The sequence below is a fragment of the Psychrobacter piscatorii genome (assembly GCF_043641605.1).
Lineage (GTDB): Bacteria > Pseudomonadota > Gammaproteobacteria > Pseudomonadales > Moraxellaceae > Psychrobacter > Psychrobacter piscatorii_C.
On record NZ_JBHZRK010000001.1, the window covers coordinates 202,585 to 221,030 of the forward strand.

The 18,446-nt window shown below is 43.4% G+C and carries 17 protein-coding genes; 11 read left to right on the top strand and 6 right to left on the bottom strand.

The window, feature by feature from the left end; genetic code table 11:
* The first annotated feature begins 543 nt into the window (after nucleotides 1–543).
* From ACHUET_RS00905 to ACHUET_RS00940, 8 genes are all read left to right on the top strand, one after another.
* A complete protein-coding gene (locus ACHUET_RS00905; RefSeq protein WP_394210326.1) occupies nucleotides 544–1,959 on the top strand; it encodes a Do family serine endopeptidase in 1,416 nt (471 codons plus the stop codon).
* Nucleotides 1,960–2,186: 227 nt separating this feature from the next.
* Nucleotides 2,187–3,395, top strand: a complete 1,209-nt coding sequence (locus tag ACHUET_RS00910; protein WP_394209905.1) for a hypothetical protein — start codon at nucleotides 2,187–2,189, stop codon at nucleotides 3,393–3,395.
* Nucleotides 3,396–3,838: 443 nt separating this feature from the next.
* Nucleotides 3,839–4,744 (top strand): 4-hydroxy-tetrahydrodipicolinate synthase, encoded by a 906-nt coding sequence (gene dapA / locus ACHUET_RS00915; RefSeq protein WP_394209907.1) that lies wholly within the window; start codon nucleotides 3,839–3,841, stop codon nucleotides 4,742–4,744.
* 101 nt (nucleotides 4,745–4,845) lie between these two features.
* A complete protein-coding gene (locus ACHUET_RS00920) occupies nucleotides 4,846–5,196 on the top strand; it encodes a hypothetical protein (protein ID WP_394210328.1) in 351 nt (116 codons plus the stop codon).
* Between the two features lie 126 nt (nucleotides 5,197–5,322).
* Nucleotides 5,323–6,036, top strand: coding sequence for a phosphoribosylaminoimidazolesuccinocarboxamide synthase (purC, locus tag ACHUET_RS00925; RefSeq protein ID WP_394209909.1), 714 nt, complete (start codon nucleotides 5,323–5,325; stop codon nucleotides 6,034–6,036).
* 190 nt (nucleotides 6,037–6,226) lie between these two features.
* Entirely contained in the window at nucleotides 6,227–6,949 is a 723-nt protein-coding gene (locus tag ACHUET_RS00930; protein ID WP_394209910.1) for a hypothetical protein, read from the top strand.
* Nucleotides 6,950–7,310: 361 nt separating this feature from the next.
* A complete protein-coding gene (locus ACHUET_RS00935; protein WP_394209912.1) occupies nucleotides 7,311–7,943 on the top strand; it encodes a DNA-3-methyladenine glycosylase in 633 nt (210 codons plus the stop codon).
* A gap of 37 nt (nucleotides 7,944–7,980) precedes the next feature.
* On the top strand, nucleotides 7,981–8,292 hold the full coding sequence (locus ACHUET_RS00940) for a YqfO family protein (RefSeq protein ID WP_071002521.1): 312 nt from the start codon (nucleotides 7,981–7,983) through the stop codon (nucleotides 8,290–8,292).
* Nucleotides 8,293–8,433: 141 nt separating this feature from the next.
* On the opposite strand, the gene ACHUET_RS00945 is transcribed toward ACHUET_RS00940, so the two are convergent.
* From ACHUET_RS00945 to ACHUET_RS00960, 4 genes are all read right to left on the bottom strand, one after another.
* Nucleotides 8,434–8,814, bottom strand: coding sequence for a hypothetical protein (locus ACHUET_RS00945; protein ID WP_394209915.1), 381 nt, complete (start codon nucleotides 8,812–8,814; stop codon nucleotides 8,434–8,436).
* A 102-nt stretch (nucleotides 8,815–8,916) separates the two neighbouring features.
* On the bottom strand, nucleotides 8,917–9,585 hold the full coding sequence (locus ACHUET_RS00950) for a hypothetical protein (RefSeq protein WP_394209917.1): 669 nt from the start codon (nucleotides 9,583–9,585) through the stop codon (nucleotides 8,917–8,919).
* A 785-nt stretch (nucleotides 9,586–10,370) separates the two neighbouring features.
* Nucleotides 10,371–10,574: a CsbD family protein gene (locus ACHUET_RS00955; protein WP_201600796.1), complete on the bottom strand. Its 204-nt coding sequence runs from the start codon at nucleotides 10,572–10,574 to the stop codon at nucleotides 10,371–10,373.
* A 458-nt stretch (nucleotides 10,575–11,032) separates the two neighbouring features.
* Nucleotides 11,033–12,265 (bottom strand): NADH:flavin oxidoreductase/NADH oxidase family protein, encoded by a 1,233-nt coding sequence (locus ACHUET_RS00960; RefSeq protein WP_394209919.1) that lies wholly within the window; start codon nucleotides 12,263–12,265, stop codon nucleotides 11,033–11,035.
* A gap of 251 nt (nucleotides 12,266–12,516) precedes the next feature.
* On the opposite strand from ACHUET_RS00960, the gene ACHUET_RS00965 reads away from it, so the two are divergent.
* Entirely contained in the window at nucleotides 12,517–13,218 is a 702-nt protein-coding gene (locus ACHUET_RS00965) for a TetR/AcrR family transcriptional regulator (RefSeq protein ID WP_394209920.1), read from the top strand.
* Between the two features lie 49 nt (nucleotides 13,219–13,267).
* Nucleotides 13,268–15,463 (top strand): molybdopterin oxidoreductase family protein, encoded by a 2,196-nt coding sequence (locus tag ACHUET_RS00970; RefSeq protein WP_394209922.1) that lies wholly within the window; start codon nucleotides 13,268–13,270, stop codon nucleotides 15,461–15,463.
* An 88-nt stretch (nucleotides 15,464–15,551) separates the two neighbouring features.
* Here ACHUET_RS00970 and ACHUET_RS00975 read toward each other — a convergent pair whose 3' ends face one another.
* Together ACHUET_RS00975 and ygfZ are read right to left on the bottom strand one after the other, a co-directional pair.
* Nucleotides 15,552–16,877, bottom strand: coding sequence for a D-amino acid dehydrogenase (locus ACHUET_RS00975; protein WP_394209924.1), 1,326 nt, complete (start codon nucleotides 16,875–16,877; stop codon nucleotides 15,552–15,554).
* Between the two features lie 85 nt (nucleotides 16,878–16,962).
* Complete coding sequence (ygfZ, locus tag ACHUET_RS00980; RefSeq protein ID WP_394209926.1) at nucleotides 16,963–17,715, bottom strand: CAF17-like 4Fe-4S cluster assembly/insertion protein YgfZ; 753 nt, start codon at nucleotides 17,713–17,715, stop codon at nucleotides 16,963–16,965.
* 321 nt (nucleotides 17,716–18,036) lie between these two features.
* Between ygfZ and ACHUET_RS00985 the strand changes: the two genes are divergently transcribed.
* On the top strand, nucleotides 18,037–18,390 hold the full coding sequence (locus tag ACHUET_RS00985) for a zinc ribbon domain-containing protein YjdM (RefSeq protein WP_058025320.1): 354 nt from the start codon (nucleotides 18,037–18,039) through the stop codon (nucleotides 18,388–18,390).
* Nucleotides 18,391–18,446: the final 56 nt, after the last annotated feature.

Sequence of the window (18,446 nt, forward strand, 5' to 3'; positions counted from 1 at the left end):
ATCATAACATGGTTTGATTCATATACATGTATATAGCGCCTGCCACGATATCAGCGCGCAGCCACAAAATTGTACAAAGTCAGTATGAAATAACCATGCCTTGGGTTATCCTGCATTATGGAAATAATGACAAGATAACGTTTTGTTCATCATACAGTAGCTACGTTAGTCATGCACGCCGCCAAAACGACAATAATATGACGTCAAGCAGAGGCGATGCATTAGCGCTGAGGGTTCATTTTTACCAAAGCTAACAACCCTGATTTTGATTAAATAAGTATAGAAGCAGGGCTGATATGATCGTTACTATATCAGCCTAGCGATAAAACATATATGAAATCGATGCATAGTACGAATACCATCGTGTAATATGAGTATAACGATATAAGCAAATATAAGAACGCTGACCAATAACGATTGGGGTTATGTGTGTCAGGCAAGACGTTATCGAGTACCATCATCTAATTACCAACAATAATAATGACCATTCATATGGGGGACAATATGCCTATCAATATGTTTAAAGCACCAACCACTGTCGATATGCGACTTTGGTTACAGCGCAGTGCGCTGGCACTCGCTGTGAGTACGGCGATGGTGGCGAGTATTAATGTCACCACAATGAGCAATGCCCATGCGGCTGTAACCACGGCTGATTTTTCTGGCCTAGTTCAACAAGTGACACCAGCAGTGGCACGCGTCAACGTCACCAAGACAGTCAGTGAGGCTGAGCTTGCTAAGGCGCAAACGGCCGAAGTGTTGCGGCAGTTTTTTGGCGATCGTGTGCGCATTCCTGATCGAGCAGTCACGCCAGCGATAGAGCATGCTTATGGTACTGGCTTTTTTGTCACATCTGACGGCTACATGCTGACCAATCATCACGTCATTGAGGGCGCTGACAAAATCACCGTCACACTTAATGATAGAACCGAGCTTGATGCAACCTTGATTGGTAGTGACGAGCGCTCAGATGTGGCTGTGCTAAAAGTTGAAGGCACTCAGTTCCCCGCGCTACCGATTGGTGACTCAAACAGCTTAAAAGTAGGTGAGCCTGTACTAGCCATTGGTTCACCATTTGGTTTTGATTATTCAGCCTCCGCTGGCATCGTCAGTGCCAAATCACGCAGCTTCTCACGCGAAACCAGTGTGCCGTTCATTCAAACCGACGTGGCGCTGAACCCTGGTAACTCAGGTGGCCCTCTATTTAATCAGCGCGGCGAAGTGATTGGTATCAACTCGCGTATATTTAGTGGGACGGGCGGCTACATGGGACTATCGTTCTCTATCCCGATTGATGCTGCTATGGATATCTATGAGCAATTAAAGACCAGTGGTGAAGTCGCTCGCGCATATTTGGGTATCTATCCCCAAGATATCGACCGTAATTTGGCCGAAGCTTATAAATTGGATAAACCCCAAGGCGCTTTGCTGACTCGCGTTTCTCCAGACTCGCCAGCACAAAAAGCAGGTCTAAAACCTGGTGACATTATCTTGCAGTACAATAATGTACAAATCATGCGAGCATCCGACTTATTGAATCTGCTTAATCGAGCAAAGCCAAGCGATCCATTCCGCGCACAGATTCAGCGCAATGGTAAGCAAATGATCATTAGCGGTAAGCTCGCTTATGCACCTAATGATGTCAGAGCCCAAAGTGGGGATCAGCAGAGCAATGATGTACAACTGGGCTTGCGCTTACGTGATTTAACTGAGGATGAGCAAGCAGAAATCGCTGCAGATAATAAAACGGGTATTTTGGTTACTACCGTTGATCCGACAGGACTTGCTGCCCGCTCAGGTATTTTGGCAGGTGATGTTATTACTAACTTTCATCAAAAGCCTATTAAAAAGGTAACGGACTTCTCTGGTGCGATCTCTTCTTTACCAAAGAAAGGCGTTGTGACTATAGAGGTCATCCGCCAAGGTATCCCTGCTATTATTGGTCTGCGTATTGAGTAGATATCTTTATCAGAGCATTACTGATATCGTTATAGCAGGGCACGTCAATAATTGTGCTTGTCCGACATAGAGGTCGGCCTCTATAATGTTGAATTTTTTACCAAACCATTGAGGGTGCTTTCTCATTCTAAAGTTACTCATAGAGTGGTTTGGTGATCGCTTAATACGTTCTAATATGGTATGAGTCGCCTGATAGACTCATAATCTCACACAGCTGCTAGGTAAATATGACTAACCCCGCTCTTTATACGCTAATTATCTCTGTGGCAGCAGCACTGCTCGCGTATATCGCACTGTGGTCAGGGTTACAAACGTTCAATACCAATCCGACCAATCGCTTTATGCGCATTTGGTTCAAGCTAGCATTATATTATGCAGCTTATACCATGCCTATTTGGGCTGTATTGCTGGTCGTGGTTTGGTCTAGTGAGCTAACACCGATGCTAGCTCAGCTGTCATGGGCTATAGTATTGACGTCTGTATTGTTAATGGGGCTGTATTTTTATACCGTGATTGTACAACCCAATCGTTTACGGTTGGAGCATCATGCAGTTGACTTGGATTTATCTACTCCTCTTAAAGTAGCCGTACTGGCGGATTTACGTATTGGGATATATGGTGGCAAGCCACGTCATATCCGCAAACTTGTTGCCACTATTAATGCCTTGTCAGCGGATGCAGTACTGATTACTGGTGATTGGCTATATTATCCAAGTGCGGATTTGGTTGGGCAGCTTATGTTGTTTAAAGGTGTCAACAAACCTGTTTATACGGTGATGAGTACCTCAGATTTGCGTTATCAATCAATGAATACGACTAAGCAAGGTCAGCCCTTGCTAGAAGACACCTTGGCCAGTACCTTTGATGTGCTTGATATCAGTTATATCGGCCAACAATGTACTTCATTACCGATTAAATGTAGCGGAGCTAGTAAAGAACGGTCAGTAGAGCAGCGGCTAAATACTAAAAATAGTGATAAACAGATTATTAGAAAACGTTTTGTAGGAGATGATCCGATCGTAGCGATACTTTGCGGCTGGCAAGATATTCCTAAACCATCTACCGAAACTGAGGGGAAAAACACAGCTGAAAAGGCCGTATTCGGCAATGAAATTGCTAATGCTACTAATCCTGTTATTATTCTGGCTTCACGATTCGATAGTATTAGCGATCTGCCAAAATCATTGCAGCCAAGACCATTATTAATTGCGGGTGCTGCAAAAAATATTCAAAAAAATATTTGGCTGGCACAAAAGCAAAAAGATATTGAGCGCAGTAGTCAGCAGTCAACATTGCTGAGTAACAGCCGTATGGGTAAGCAACACGGTTTATATCAGCATGCCAGTGCACAGATATTCGTCAGCAGCGGTATTGGCACGCGAGGCCTGCCTTTTCGATTATATCGTCCCACCATCGATGTGTTGACGATTCGTTAACATTAATCAAAAGACTTATCAGTGTTGATTCATTACGCTAAACTAGCTATTAAGTTTAGCGTTTGTTTATTGATAAAGCTCTGAGCTTATATTTATAGTTTTCGATGATACAAAAGCCTCTTTTTGACCTTTGATTTATGATTGCAGCATCAATTGATTGATAGCGGTCAAATCAAAATATGCTACACTAGCAGGCGTTTTTATTATTATATTTTATGGCGCAACAGGTATTAGCAGTCACTGACATAGATAATGCCAATACTTACTTTAATACGCAGTAATTTATAATGTAAACGTTGTGATAATAAATAAAACTTCAGCATTAACATCAAGCAAGGATTGGCCATTAGCGTTTATCGACGCATATCAATATTTGGCACTTGCAAACGACCTATCATGTGACAGCTTTGATAAAAGCTAGGATAATACAGTAAGGCACGGTTATGAGCACAGCATACGACGAGATCAAAACCCGATTACAAGGCTCAATGGTAGCCTTGGTAACGCCCATGCACCCTGACGGTACAGTTGATTATAAACGTCTGGCTGACCTCATAGACTGGCAGATAGAGCAGGGCACACATTGCCTCGTTGCTGTTGGTACCACTGGTGAGTCGGCAACCCTATCAATGCAAGAGCATAGCGATGTCATTCGCTATTTTATCCAGCACGTTAAAGGTCGCGTGCCCGTTATCGCGGGTACTGGCGCTAACAACACCATGGAAGCGATTAAACTGACTCAAGACGCAGCAGATGCTGGTGCAGATTGCGCGTTGTTGGTTGCTCCTTATTACAATAAGCCGCCACAAGAAGGTTTATTTCAGCATTATCAAGCCATTGCTAAAGCTGTAAACATACCGCAAATGCTGTATAACGTGCCTGGACGTACAGTCGTTGATATCGCACAAGACACGGTTGAGCGTTTGTGCGATATCGATAATATCGTTGCTATCAAAGATGCGACAGGCTCTGTTGGTCGCGGTGAGCAATTGATTAAAGCCGTTGGCGATAGAATGGTTGTATTGTCTGGTGATGATGGCACAGCGCTTGATCTACTAAAAGTAGGCGGTAAAGGCAATATCTCAGTGACTGCCAACGTAGCGCCAAAAGCCATGAGCGAGACTTTCGCTGCTGGCTTGCGTGGTGATTTTGAAACGGCTAGTCAGATTCATGACGTAGTCAAACATTTACATCGTGATTTATTTATCGAATCAAGCCCTATTCCAGCGAAATACGCCCTACATAAAATGGGTATTATCGATAAAGGTATTCGCTTACCACTCGTTTGGTTGGCAGAGCAGCATCATGCGACTATTGATGAAGCGTTGGTTCGAGCAAACATACTATAACTTGATCTTCAGCGATTTAAGATTTGTTGCTCGACAATCAATATTCAAGCGAGCAACATGTCAACTTATCATGATGAGTCAATCGCCTAAATGAGCAATAACTGCTAACTCAGAGAGACAACATGATGACAGTATCATCAAAAACAGTACCATCAAAGACGAAAAAACTACTTCCTGCAATGCTGACCTTAGTTTTGGGTAGCACCCTTGTATTGAGCGGCTGCCAAGCGACCAAGAGCTTGCTTGGAAAGCGCGACAATGGCAGCTTAGACTATCAACAAAGCAAAAAGCTTGCACCGATAGAGCTGCCGGCTGCTCAAGAAACAGCGCCTTTCGTGCCTTTGTACCCAACACCGAATGTGGGTGCGAACACGCTTAAACTACAGAATGAGTCAGGCAATCAGTATCAGCTGCCAAAGCCTCAGCGTGCTGTTAGTAGCCCTTCAAACTAATTTATTTCTTCATTTGTACCGCCGATTTTTATGATTATTGATTAAAATAAGATCGATATTGTAATAAGAGTCAGCGGTCGCTGCGCGTTTTTACCACATAAGCTTGAACGAACAGGAACCCCTATAATGCAAAAGCAACAACTGCTGTATAAAGGCAAAGCCAAATCTGTCTATGAAACAGAAGACAATGATCTTCTGATTTTACACTTCCGTGATGATACCTCAGCGCTTGATGGTAAGCGTATCGAACAATTGGCGCGTAAAGGCGTGGTGAATAACCGCTTTAATGCTTTTATCATGCAAAAATTGTCTGATGCTGGCATCGAGACGCATTTCGAAAAGCAATTGTCTGACGACGAAGTACTGGTCAAGCGCTTGGATATGATTCCTGTAGAGTGCGTGGTGCGTAACTTTGCCGCTGGTAGTTTGGTACGTCGTTTAGGCTTAGAAGAAGGGCAGGCATTGACGCCGCCAACGTATGAGCTGTTTTATAAAGACGATGCGCTAGGTGATCCGATGGTCAATGAGTCGCTCTCTGTTTCTCTTGGCTGGGCGACCAAAGAACAATTGGCTAAGATGGAAGAGCTGACCTATCAAGTCAACGATGTACTCAAAGCATTGTTTGATGCGGGTGATTTAATCCTAGTTGATTTTAAACTAGAGTTTGGCGTATTCCATGACCGTATCGTATTAGGTGATGAGTTCTCACCAGATGGTTGCCGTATCTGGGATAAGAATACTAAGAAGAAACTTGATAAAGACCGTTTCCGTCAGTCACTAGGTGATGTGATCGAAGCTTATGAAGAAGTCGCTGACCGTATCGGCGTGCCATTAAGGTAAGCATTCGATAGTTAGTATAGAATAAAAAACTGAGCCATGTGCTCAGTTTTTTTATGGCATTCTATAATGGTGGTACCCTAGTGAGGACTTGAACCTTTGGCTGTGAGCTGATGGTATCAACGTTTTAACTCAATAAGATAGGCGCGGTGTACTTCATAGTGTACTTACTATGCACAATAGAGAAGCAGTTATGTCTAATACTAAAGCAGTATGGTTATGCAACTATAACAACTTTGATGTGACAGAGACCTATGGTATCAAAGCGACGTTGCCAGAGGTTTTTGATGGTGTGCAATTTTACAAATTAGAGAAGAAGAAAAAATCTAATGTAATAGAGAAAGGTGAAGAGCAGAAATACTATGACATCAACGAGATGGATTTGGTCTTTTGTAAAAGTTGGTCTAAAGGTGAGTATATTAATACTCATCATATGCCTAGCAAGGTATTTATTAAGCCAAATGAGAAACTACCGAAAACTGATGACTTAATGTTTAATATTATTGGGGGGTATTTATTATTCAATCAACAGTGCTATGACATCATCAGTCAGTTCACGCTAGGCGCTACGCATTTTAGTCAAGTATATATTTATGATATTGAGACAGAGGAACTAAAATCGCAAACGCCTTATTATTTTATCAATATAGCAGAGACGCGTGACTATCTTAATGTTGAAGAAAGTAAAGGGATCAAAGAAAATTCTTATGCTCCAAAACTATCTACTCATTCTATATGGGAACCAATCGATAATGATATCCAGTTGAATACTACTGCACAAGAGTGTGACGTAGACCTATGGCATGACCCTGCATTACGTAAATCTTTATTTTTCTCAGACGAGTTAGTCAGCGCCTTATTAGCCTCAGGGATCAAGCAGCAAGCGCTCGCTTTGAGTCGTTGCGTTGTTCAATAATTAGTTTATAGATTGATATCCAATAATACTAACCATCAAAAGACACTGTTATTGGTGAACTACTTATAGCGGACTCATTTCAAAACAAGCTTTCTATCATCAAATAGTACCTTTGAGGTATACCCCAGCGGAACCAGCTATTTCACTCGACAAACCTATTAATAGACGACTTAAAACAGACTATAATTCCTATCCATTTATCAACCAGTATCACTCTTCAGCCATAGGCTTATCATTTAGCTCGTATAAAAAATCAAACATAGTGCAAACACTGTCCTCGATACCTTATCTTACTTTTATGCTAATTTGTTAGTACTTACTCATATCAATTAGACCATAAAAATAAGAAAAGGTTTCGCTAATGTCTACTGCTTCATCAACTGTTTTAGAGCCAGCTTGGTTTACGCGTCCAACCTGTGTGGTGGCCGCTGATTTGGTCGGTAAGGTGCTTTGTAGAAAGCTGATCGACAGCGACGGATCAGAAAAAGTTTTGCGAATGCGTATTTCTGAGACAGAAGCCTATATTGGTCAAGATGACCCTGCCTGTCATTCACATGCAGGTACTCGAACGGCGCGCACAGAGATTATGTATGAGCAAGGCGGTGTGTTCTATGTCTATTTGACATACGGTGTGTATCATATGCTAAATTTGATTAGCGGCCTTCTAGAGTCACCTGAATCGGTATTGATTCGCGCTGGGTTTTTGACGGATGATAGCGACCGTCTGATTGATGAGCAACAACTCAGTCCAAATAAGCAGCTGACTCACCCCAAGCAGTTTGCAGGTCCGGGTAAACTGACCAAGCGCTTGCAGATAACTCGCGACTTATATGGCAAGCCTATCACGCCAGACTCAGGCGTTTGGGTCGAAGATGATGGTTGCCAGCCGCCCGTGTCAGTGCGTCCGCGTATCGGTATTGATTATGCCGGTGATGCCAAAGACTGGTTGCTACGCTATATATGGACCGATCATCCTTCTTTATCTAAGAACTAGCAAGTTGAGATTTAAACCTATTTTTTGAGGTAAGTTCATGTATAAGTTGACGGTTTTCATTCCTGATGAGGCCTTAGAGCAAGTAAAGTCCGCTTTATTTGCTGCTGGTGCTGGGAGTATTGGCGATTACGAGCAGTGCTGTTGGCAAGTGCAAGGAACAGGACAGTTTATGCCGTTAGCAGGTAGCGCGCCGCACATCGGTAAGCAAGATAGTTTAGAAACGGTCGATGAATGGCGAGTAGAGATGGTCGTCGATGACGCATTTATTACTGCTGCTGTCATCGCGTTAAAAGAGGCGCACCCGTATGAAACACCAGCGTATGATGTGATAAAAGTCTTGGATTTTTAGTTTTATATAGAAAAATATTAGCTTATTGAGTGTAAGAATTCTCATAAAAAAACCAAATAAGCCACTTGATGACTTATTTGGTTATAAATTTTTGATGTTTCAACTGAGTATTAACAGTGGATATCAGACCCTAATAAACGATTAATCCTTTTTGATCTTAATGACATTGTAGCTTGGATAGCCTAGCTCGATTTTGTAATCATCGCGTCCACGTTCAGCTTTGACCTTGATTTTACGGTCGCCCTTTTTATATTTAACATCTTTGACACGGTATCCCATGCTGCTAACTTTATTGGCAGCTCGACGCTCGATAGCAGCTGAGTAGACGTTTTTATCCGCTTTTTTATGCTTGTTTTTGTGCTTTTTATGCTCTTTGTTATCTTTGTAGACGTCTCCATAGATATCGTCATATACGTTATAGCCGCCAGGTGTGGTGACACAGCCAGTAGTTACCGCTAATAAAGTGGCGACAATACTACCAGACACTACATTCTTTAGTGTTGAAGATGATAAAGCTTTCATAAAAATGTCCTCATAATATACTATCGTTGGATAAAGATAGTTTTTCAATATTTCAGTAAAAGGGCGTGTAGAACTGCTCTACTGACAGTAGTGTTAGCGTCATCAGTCTTTTTTAACGTTAATAACGTCTAAATTTGGATAGCTGAGCAATATCTCATACTCCTGCGAGCCGCGTCTGGCCTCAATGTCAAAGACACCACGCTTGTTTTTTTCTTCAAGATCGATATCTTCGACACGGTAACCCATAGACCTTACTTTATTGATGGCACGGCGCTTGATCGCTGGGTAACGTGACTCTCTTTTAATGCTGTCCTCTATATCACCTTTTTTATAGCGCTTGTCATTCTTATATTTGCCATTATTTTTATGCTTATCTTTTTTATAGCGGTCATTGTCTTTTTGATACTTGTTATCTTCCCAGTTGTTTGACCATGATCTTTTATTTGAGCTGATGAGTCTTAGAGAAGGATAAGTATATGTTAGCTCATAGAGCTGATTATTCTTTTTGGCAAAAGCTGTCATTGCGCGATCGCCGCGATAACTATCAGAGCGAATGTCTATGACTTGATAGCCTTTGCGGCGTAAGTCTTGGCGTAGCTGCTGGCTGACACGGTTAAAGCTATCGTTTTGCCGATTATTATCACCACGATATATGGGCTGATTATCATAGCCTGGACCAACGACAGCACAGCCGACAGTGGTACCCAATAGAGCAACGATAAGACCAGTAGACATGGCTGTCTTAAAGGAGAACGGCTTTAGAGTTTTCATGATGCAATATCCTATAAGGTTTCAGAGAGCTTGCGATAAGAATGCTTATATGAGTCAAAGGTAAAACGTTCTAAAATATGTTGATACAGCCATACTCAGATAGGTATTAAGAGCTACTATCACTAAAAAAACTATTTTTAGAAATGTTTTCTTACATTATCTATCATAGGATACAAAGCTTTATATTAAGTGTCATTTGCGTTAATAAGTTGTAATTATTGAGAATAATTAAATCGTTGTAAGCATATGCTTACACGCAATGACGTTTACGCGACTTAACATGACAGTGAGAGTGAGGCATTATGGTTACACGGCATTAGGGAATGTGACTCAAGGATTGAGTTGACCGCATTAAGGATAATGATTCAATTATTAGCATCAGGATGATAATAGTAGTTGAAGTAAGGACACATACCCATTGCTGATAGCAGCAGTTAAGATTAGATGCTGTATGCAGTAATAAGGGCAGGATGCCCAGTATCACAATCACTGAATATTTGTGTAAGGATGCATAGAAAGCAGTCGTGATAGGTAACATGGATAGTTAACAATAAAACCGCATAACAATTTATTGCTATGCGGTTTTATCGTGTCTGGACGATGCTAATTATTCTGATTAGCTGATATTAGCTTTTAGCTGATACCAGATATGAAATAAGAATTATAAAATACTGCTTCTTTAATTTGTGATTTGTCTAACATAAAAAAACCGCATAATTTTCTATGCGGTTTCTATTTTATCTACTTTGAAAAAGACACTATTTATAGTTCTCAAAGAAAATTTATTAGTAATTGTTTTCGCGGCGCCAGTCATCTACTTCGCGCTCGGCATGATCTTGGGCATGGCCATAACGCTCTTGTACACGGCCAACTAACTTATCACGGCTGCCTTCAACTTGATCTAAATCATCATCAGTCAGCTCGCCCCATTTTTGTTTTACTGAGCCTTTTAGCTGCTTCCATTCGCCTTTTAGAGTATTCTCGTTCATAGTTATATTCCTTTTTCTTTAATTAATATGTGTAATATAATTTTTGAATTACTTTTCATGGTAGTTCTGTTTGCTAATTACTAAACCTACTGATTTATTTATTTTCTTATTTTAGTAGTTCACAAGTATTATTGGCTGCTACCAATTATCTTGTGGTATTAAATATAGGACGTTTCAATTCAGCTGTCTGTATGTGCTATGTTTATAGTGTTACTTAATTATAGTGAGCGTGCATTATGTGTTATCTGTCGACTCGCTGTAGTAGCAAAGCGTAAATTACGTCTGCCATGCGTAATAAAAATACTCAAATAAATGAGGGTCTTTAAGTACGAACAAGATGAAAAAACCATTCTTACGTAAAACATATAGCCTACGAATAAAAAGCAGAAACCTAAAAATAGGTCACTGCTTTTTTATTTTGCAATATAAGATAAGAGCCAGCTTGTTAAGATATTCTGCTAGAGGTTAGCTAAGTAACGTTGATAACGTTTGGTCAATTTGCTGAGACGGATACGGTCACTGAGTAGTGACAATATTGGCGACGCATTTGGTTTAGGCGGCTTTGCTTTACCCATACGCTGTAGTTGGCGCTTGATGACTGCCATGGTAGCAACGGCACTTAAGGTCTTATCATTCCACTGTACTATAGGATTGTGAGCACTGAGACTGCCATCTTTTTTCCAGTTATTGGGTAGCGCTGGGTTCATAGCTAACGCGGTTCCCATGCCAACAATATCAATACCTTGAGCCAGTACTTCTTCTGCAATGGCCAATCGTCTGACGCCACCTGTGGTCATCACAGGCATTTTGGCTACTTGTGCAATCTCCTTGGCGAAGTCCAAAAAATAGGCTTCTCGTTGCAACGTGCGACCATCTGCTGTGTTGCCTTGCATGGCCGGGCTTTCGTAACTGCCACCCGACAGCTCAACCAAATCTACTGCTAGCTCATTCATCGCCAAAACAACCACTTTGGCATCATCAGCGTCAAAACCGCCCCGCTGAAAATCTGCTGAATTTATCTTTACAGCGACCGCAAAGGTGGGCGCAACTTGAGCGCGAATGGCCTTAATGACTGCAATCAGCAATCGCATACGGTTTTCAATCGACCCGCCGTATTCGTCTTCTCGTTTATTGGTGAGCGGTGATAAAAACTGAGAAATCAGGTAACCGTGAGCCGCATGAATTTGCACGCCATCAAAACCAGCTTGCTCTGCTTTGATAGCACTATCGGCAAATCGTTGTATCAGCTGATCTATATCCTGCTGCGTCATGGCGCGAGGTTTGCTAAACAAATGCGAGTGCTTGCCCAAGTCGATAGACACATCAGAGGGTGACAATACATCACCGCCCATCGAGGCATAAACTTGACGACCAGGATGGTTTAGCTGCATAAAAACGCGTGTGTTGTTTTGTTTGGCAGCACGTGCCCATGCTTTAAAAGGCGCTATATCGCTGTGTTTATCTAATACGACACCGCCCGGACCAGTCATGGCGCGGCCATCGACCATCACGTTTCCTGTGATTAATAAACCAGTACCGCCGTTCGCCCAGCTTGTATATAGACGCAGTAAGGTAGGGCCAGGGATTTGACCAACATCAGCCATGTTTTCTTCCATGGCAGCTTTGGCTAAGCGATTGGGCAAGGTGATACCACAAGGCAATATAAACGGTGAAAAAACAGGTGATGTCATGATAGCAGCCTAAAATTATTGTTTTGTGAAGCGTGCGTTCTACTATGAATTTGGCTATAGACTTATCGTTTAAATGACTATAACCTTATAGTCGAAACATAATTAGTAAAAGTTGTTGTGGATTTAAAAATGATGAGTCTAAAAATAGTGATCGCTATGTGACTATCATCACACTTTTTTAGCACAATAGCACCTCAGGTAAATTACTGGCGTGTTGACATAATCATTTATCGAGTAGGGATACCTCTGTATTGAATGCATTAGCGCAAAATGAAGCCGCACCTATAGAGTCAAAACGTGAGCTGGCAAAAGCCAAGACGCGGCGTGCCTTATTAAAAAGTGCGTTACGGCTCTATAGTCTAGAGGGCGCTCAAGGCATGAGCATGAATAAAGTGGCTAAAGGCGCTGGCATTGCACAGCCCAGTTTTTACAATCATTTTGAGAGCTTGGATGCGCTACAGAACGAGCTCAGCGCTCAGTTAAAAGACAACTATCTCTCACCGATGCGGCTGGCATGGGTCAATATGCTCAAGGACTATGACGTACTGACTAAGGATGAGTTTAATCAGCAGTGTCAGCAATGTCTGGTGATGATTTTTGATTCAGCATTTCAGAATATTGCGCTATTTCAGCATTTGCTCGAAGATCGTCCGCGATTCACTGCCGATATAGAGAACCAATCCTCACTCAATAATGGACTGGGTAATCTAGTCAGCGAAATACAAGAAGAGTGGACAGAGATATTTATTCAAGGATTGCAGCTATCCAATCGTTCTTTTGAACGTAGCGCTGTTAATCTTTGTGTAGATATGGCAGCCGCGCAAGTACATGAGCTGATATTGGGCTGTCATCAGCAGCGCTACTCGAGGGAGCAGGCGATTGCCACCTTGAACATCAGCTTTGACGCACTGTTCGCCAATTTTTTGCAAGGAAGCAACCATAGCGACTCATGATAAACATCATGAAAGCTAAGATTTATAAAACACAAAAGGGAGTATGACTATGGCCACCACAGCGGCTAGCGCGACAGACAACGAACAAATCCACTTCAGAACCTGTACTTTATGCGAGGCCATGTGCGGCGTCGAAATTAAGCACGATGGCGAAAAAGTCTTATCGATTAAAGGGGATAAAAACGATCCTTTTTCTCAAGGCTACATTTGTCCAAAAGCCATTGCTTTGCAGGATTTGTACGAAGACCCTGATCGTTTGCGAGGACCTGTCGAGAGAACGGCGGACGGTTGGAAGTCTATCAGTTGGATTGAGGCGTTAGATAAAGTCGCTGCAGGTATTCAGTCCGTTCAGCAAAAATACGGTCAAAATGCATTTGGGGTGTATTTGGGTAACCCGAATGTCCATAACATGGGCGGTATGTTGACCATAAAACAGCTACTGACCAGCCTAAAAACACGCAGTCGTTTTTCTGCGACCTCAATTGACCAACTGCCACACCATATCGTCAGTATGCACTTGTTCGGTCATATGCTGCGTATCCCTGTGCCTGACGTGAATCGTACGCAGTATATGCTTATCATCGGTGGTAACCCGCTGGCGTCTAATGGCAGTATCATGACCGCACCCAACATGCGCCAAAAGCTAAAAGACATTAAAGCCCGCGGCGGTAAAGTGGTGGTGATCGATCCAAGACGTACCGAAACCGCAGATATCGCCAGCGAGCATCACTTTATTCGCCCAGCGACAGACGTACTGCTGTTACTTGCCATGCTCAATGAAATATATGCACAAGGCTATGCCAAAGTAGACAGTCGAGTGGCAGGCTTGGCACCAGAAATTGATCGTATTGCATCATTTGCAGAAGGGTTCACGCCTGAGTCAGTGGCAAATATTACAGGCATTACCGCCACTGAAATCAAATGTATCGTCAAAGAGTTTTGTGAAGCTGAAAGCTCGGTTTGTTATGGTCGCATGGGTATTTCGGTGCAAGAATTTGGTTTGCTGAGCCAATATCTGTCCATGGTTATCAATATCGTCACAGGGCGCTTAGATGAAGTGGGCGGACTCATGTTCCCGAATCCTGCTGTCGACGTGGTCAATAGCTCGGGCCCAGGTTATTTGGGCAAACGCCACAGCCGCGTGAGCAACCTACCTGATTTCAACGGCGAGTATCCAGTGGTTGTGATGGCGGATGAGATGCTGGTCGAAGGAGAAGGGCAGTTAAAAGGATTTATGAGTGTCGCCGGCAACCCTGTTCTTAGCACGCCAAATGGCGAAAAATTGGATGAGGCCTTGTCAGGTCTTGAGTTTATGGTGTCACTTGATTACTTTGTGACCGAGACCAGTCGCCATGCCAATATTATCCTGCCACCTGTATCGCCACTCGAGCGCGATCATTATGATGTGACGTTTAATGGCTTTGCCGTACATAACGTTGCCAAATACTCGCCAGCCTTATTTAGCAAAACAGATAATGAAAAGCATGACTGGGAGATTTATCTAGAGCTTGCCGATCGTTTGGATAAAGACGCGCCAGAAGCGGTACAAAAAGAGCGTGCCGTGACAAAAGCCTTTGGACCAAAGTTCTTACTTGAACAGGGTCTCAAATATGGACCTTATAAAGACGTCACATTGGATGCGCTCATAGACAATCCACACGGTATTGATTTAGGACCGTTGCATCGTATGTTGCCAGATGCTATCAAGCATGCCGATAAGCAAATCAATCTCAATGTTGATTTTTATCAGGCAGATTTGGTACGAGTCAAAGAGATGAGGCAGCAGTACGATAATCAAGAGATTTTGCTTATCGGACGTCGCCATGTGCGTAGCAATAACTCATGGCTGCACAATAGTTATCGATTGGTCAAAGGTAAATCTCGTTGTACGTTGATGCTGCATCCAGAAACGGCAGCACAGCATGGTATTACAGACGGGCAAGACGTGAGAGTGACCTCTCGGGTAGGCAGCGTGGTCATTGCAGCAGAAGTGACCGATGAGCTGATGCCAGGCGTCGTGAGTATTCCGCATGGCTTTGGTCATGGACGTAAAGGCGTCAAGCAGAAGATTGCGCAAGAGCATGCCGGTGTCAGTGTCAATGACTTAACAGACGATACTTTGATTGATCAGTTGAGTGGTAATGCCGCCGTGAATGGTGTACCTGTGCAATTAGAAGCATTGGATATGGATGTAGATAGTTTATCTACTGCTACAGAGACTGTAGCAGAAGGCGCACTAGCATAAAGTTAATCGCAAGTTCATAGATATACGAAAAGGCGTTCACATAAAGTGAGCGCCTTTTTTCTGCAATCTGAATATATTGCTGAGCCGATCAAACGCTCATGCCGATAAAATCAAAATCAACGTTGGGCGTTTCGCCTTGTATTAATAAGCTGATGGCTTTTGCAGAGCCGCAAGCATGCGTCCAGCCTAATGTACCATGTCCTGTATTTAGCCATAGATTGCCAAAAGTGGCTGAAGTATTGTGGCTACCATGTTTGACTTGACCGCAATGCGCACGACCAATCAAAGGTACGTTCGAGGGAGTCATGGGGCGCAGTCCTGTCCAATATTGAACCGAATTTGCGATGATACCTTTTGGAAATAATTGCTGCACGCGACGAGTAATGGCCTCACAGCGTGTGGCATTTAAGTCTAAATTATAACCATTGAATTCTGCAGTCCCGGCCACTCGTAACTTGTCACCCAGCCGCGAGGTCACCAGCTTAAACTCATCATCAATCAGGCTGACAAAGGGCGCTAAATGCGGTGCACGTGGATTGACGGTATAGGTGGCCGAATAGCCCTTTGCTGGAAAAATAGGCACGCGAATGTTCAATGGTTTTAACAGAGGGACGCTATAGCTACCTAGCGCGACCACATGACTATCAGCCGTGAAAGTCTGCGCGTTTTCGCCTTTTGGCCGAATGGTAATACTGTGTATATGAGGTCTTGCAGAGTAACCGTCAGTATTAAGTGCTAAAATCTCAGTATCATATAAGAACTGTACACCCGCATCAATGCAGCGCTGTGCGAGTCTTTGCGTAAATAGGTGCGCATTACCAGATTCGTCACGGCTGGTGTAGGTTGCTCCAGTAAGTTTGTGCGCAATTGGGTAGAGGGCAGGTTCCAAGTTAACGGCATTATTGATATCAATTACATGGCGCTCACAACCAAGCGCTTGCATGCGCTCAGTGGGTTCAATCGCCGCATCAAACTCCGCTTGGCTGGTATAAAAGTGCATGATACCGCGTGTTTGCTGCTCATACTCGATACCGATATCGGCGCGTAGCTGCTGTAAGGCGTCGCGAGAATACAACCCTAAGCGTACCATTTGCACCAGATTGGCATCGGCGCGATCAGCGCGGCACTCTTGCAAAAACTGCATGGCCCATTTGAGCTGATCCTTATCGGCACGCAGGCGAAACAGCAGCGGCGCATCCTCTTTAAACAACCATTTGAGCGCTTTCATTGGCGTCGCAGGATTGGCCCACGGCGTCGCATGAGAGACCGATATTTGACCACCATTGGCAAAGGATGTCTGCATCCCTGCCGCCGATTCGCGCTCGATCACAGTCACATCATAGCCTGCTTGACGTAGATACCATGCAGTGGTCACGCCCACCACGCCTGCTCCGAGTACCGCAATATGTGTCATGGGATTCTCTATGCTCATGTTAATCATGACGGCAGCCGTATATTAGCTTGCCATCACCGTTGCTGTGCAGCTTTCTTGATTCGATTTACTTTGGGCGCGCAACATCCACCTGTAGCGCTGCTGGCAAGTCCAGTATGCTAAGCGTGCTTTCTGCCAAGTGTTCAGGACGTGCCACGACAAGTGCAGTAAAGCCGTCGTCATTTTCCATCGCATTCACCACTTGGATTTTATCGAGTTTGTCGCCTGCTGCGGGCACCGCGCCTGTGCCTTTGACATAATGTAAAAATGCTTTGGGCGCCGATTTAAAATAAATACGGGCAATGACTTCTTGACCCAAATAGCAGCCTTTATCATAGTCCATACCGCCACGCTGATGCAGGCGCAGCTCTTGCGGCTGAAACTCACCTTGAGTCGCCGCGACAATCCAGTAATTACCAGTCGCTAGGCTGCACGCCATCCAATCCTGCGTGTCTTCAGCGGTATTGTGATCGTCCTTATGGCTAAAGGTTGGTTCGTCTGCTAACACGCAAGGATAAATCGCGATCGACTCGCTGGTATCAAATTTAGAAAACGCGCCAAACTTTTTTAAATGAGCTTGTAAGGCATCTGCACAATCGCGGCTGATGACCACATCATAATGCTTTTCGGCTTGTTTTTTGATCCAAATGCCAAATTCAATACGACCTTTTAGATTACAAATAGCAGCGGCTTGATAGCTAAGCCCAAGCTTAGTGACGTCACAAGTCAATTGCCCTTGTAAGAATTTTTCGGCGTCCTCGCCTTGAATGGTCAACTGTGAAAACTGCGGCAATGCTAAGGGGTTTGGAGACTGAGTCATTGTTATTATCCTTCTGCTGAATGCTTAATTATTAAAATATAGAGATGAAATCGAAGCGATAAAAATTATAGGTGCGCTTTCATATAGACGCTTTTATTACTGACAGAACATGTCAGTAAAAATGTAAATAAGGTTAAGAAGAGTACCACAAAAATGGTGTCACAAAAACGTCATCCATAAGTGGGGTGCTTAAGTGTGGGTTAAGCATTAAATTGGGCGTAGTGCGCCATTTTCAACGGTACAAATTGGTTAAAAATGGCGAGTTACGGTACAATGTCCGCTCTACAATAAACCCAACGTCTGATGACTGCCGAGGATATGATGAGCTTACCAAATTGCCCGAAATGTGATGCTGAATATACGTATGAAGATGGTGCGTTACTGGTATGTCCGATGTGCGCTCACGAGTGGACAGCAGCTGAGACAGATGCGGCGCAAGCGGAAGAGCAAGATGCCGTCATTCGTGATGCGGTTGGTAATGAGCTACAGGATGGCGATGCCGTTACGGTCATTAAAGACCTAAAGGTGAAAGGCTCTTCACTTGTCATCAAAGTTGGCACAAAGGCAAAAAGTATCCGCCTATTACCAGACGCAACCGATGGTCACGATATTGATTGTAAACTCGATGGCTATGGCCCAATGAAGCTGAAATCTTCTGTCGTCAAAAAAGCGTAATCCACCTCTCTTGGAGGTCACCGCTTCTAGTGCTATTTTAGCGATCAATTATGACT

What these genes read in the sequence shown, in the direction of transcription:
- ACHUET_RS00910 (WP_394209905.1), top strand. Translation starts at nt 2,187, where the DNA reads ATGACTAACCCCGCTCTTTATACGCTAATTATCTCTGTGGCAGCAGCA.
- ACHUET_RS00935 (WP_394209912.1), top strand. Translation starts at nt 7,311, where the DNA reads ATGTCTACTGCTTCATCAACTGTTTTAGAGCCAGCTTGGTTTACGCGT.
- ACHUET_RS00905 (WP_394210326.1), top strand. Translation starts at nt 544, where the DNA reads ATGCGACTTTGGTTACAGCGCAGTGCGCTGGCACTCGCTGTGAGTACG.
- ACHUET_RS00940 (WP_071002521.1), top strand. Translation starts at nt 7,981, where the DNA reads ATGTATAAGTTGACGGTTTTCATTCCTGATGAGGCCTTAGAGCAAGTA.
- ACHUET_RS00955 (WP_201600796.1), bottom strand. Translation starts at nt 10,574, where the DNA reads ATGAACGAGAATACTCTAAAAGGCGAATGGAAGCAGCTAAAAGGCTCA.
- ygfZ (WP_394209926.1), bottom strand. Translation starts at nt 17,715, where the DNA reads ATGACTCAGTCTCCAAACCCCTTAGCATTGCCGCAGTTTTCACAGTTG.
- purC (WP_394209909.1), top strand. Translation starts at nt 5,323, where the DNA reads ATGCAAAAGCAACAACTGCTGTATAAAGGCAAAGCCAAATCTGTCTAT.
- ACHUET_RS00945 (WP_394209915.1), bottom strand. Translation starts at nt 8,814, where the DNA reads ATGAAAGCTTTATCATCTTCAACACTAAAGAATGTAGTGTCTGGTAGT.
- dapA (WP_394209907.1), top strand. Translation starts at nt 3,839, where the DNA reads ATGAGCACAGCATACGACGAGATCAAAACCCGATTACAAGGCTCAATG.
- ACHUET_RS00960 (WP_394209919.1), bottom strand. Translation starts at nt 12,265, where the DNA reads ATGACATCACCTGTTTTTTCACCGTTTATATTGCCTTGTGGTATCACC.
- ACHUET_RS00985 (WP_058025320.1), top strand. Translation starts at nt 18,037, where the DNA reads ATGAGCTTACCAAATTGCCCGAAATGTGATGCTGAATATACGTATGAA.
- ACHUET_RS00950 (WP_394209917.1), bottom strand. Translation starts at nt 9,585, where the DNA reads ATGAAAACTCTAAAGCCGTTCTCCTTTAAGACAGCCATGTCTACTGGT.
- ACHUET_RS00930 (WP_394209910.1), top strand. Translation starts at nt 6,227, where the DNA reads ATGTCTAATACTAAAGCAGTATGGTTATGCAACTATAACAACTTTGAT.
- ACHUET_RS00975 (WP_394209924.1), bottom strand. Translation starts at nt 16,877, where the DNA reads ATGACACATATTGCGGTACTCGGAGCAGGCGTGGTGGGCGTGACCACT.
- ACHUET_RS00970 (WP_394209922.1), top strand. Translation starts at nt 13,268, where the DNA reads ATGGCCACCACAGCGGCTAGCGCGACAGACAACGAACAAATCCACTTC.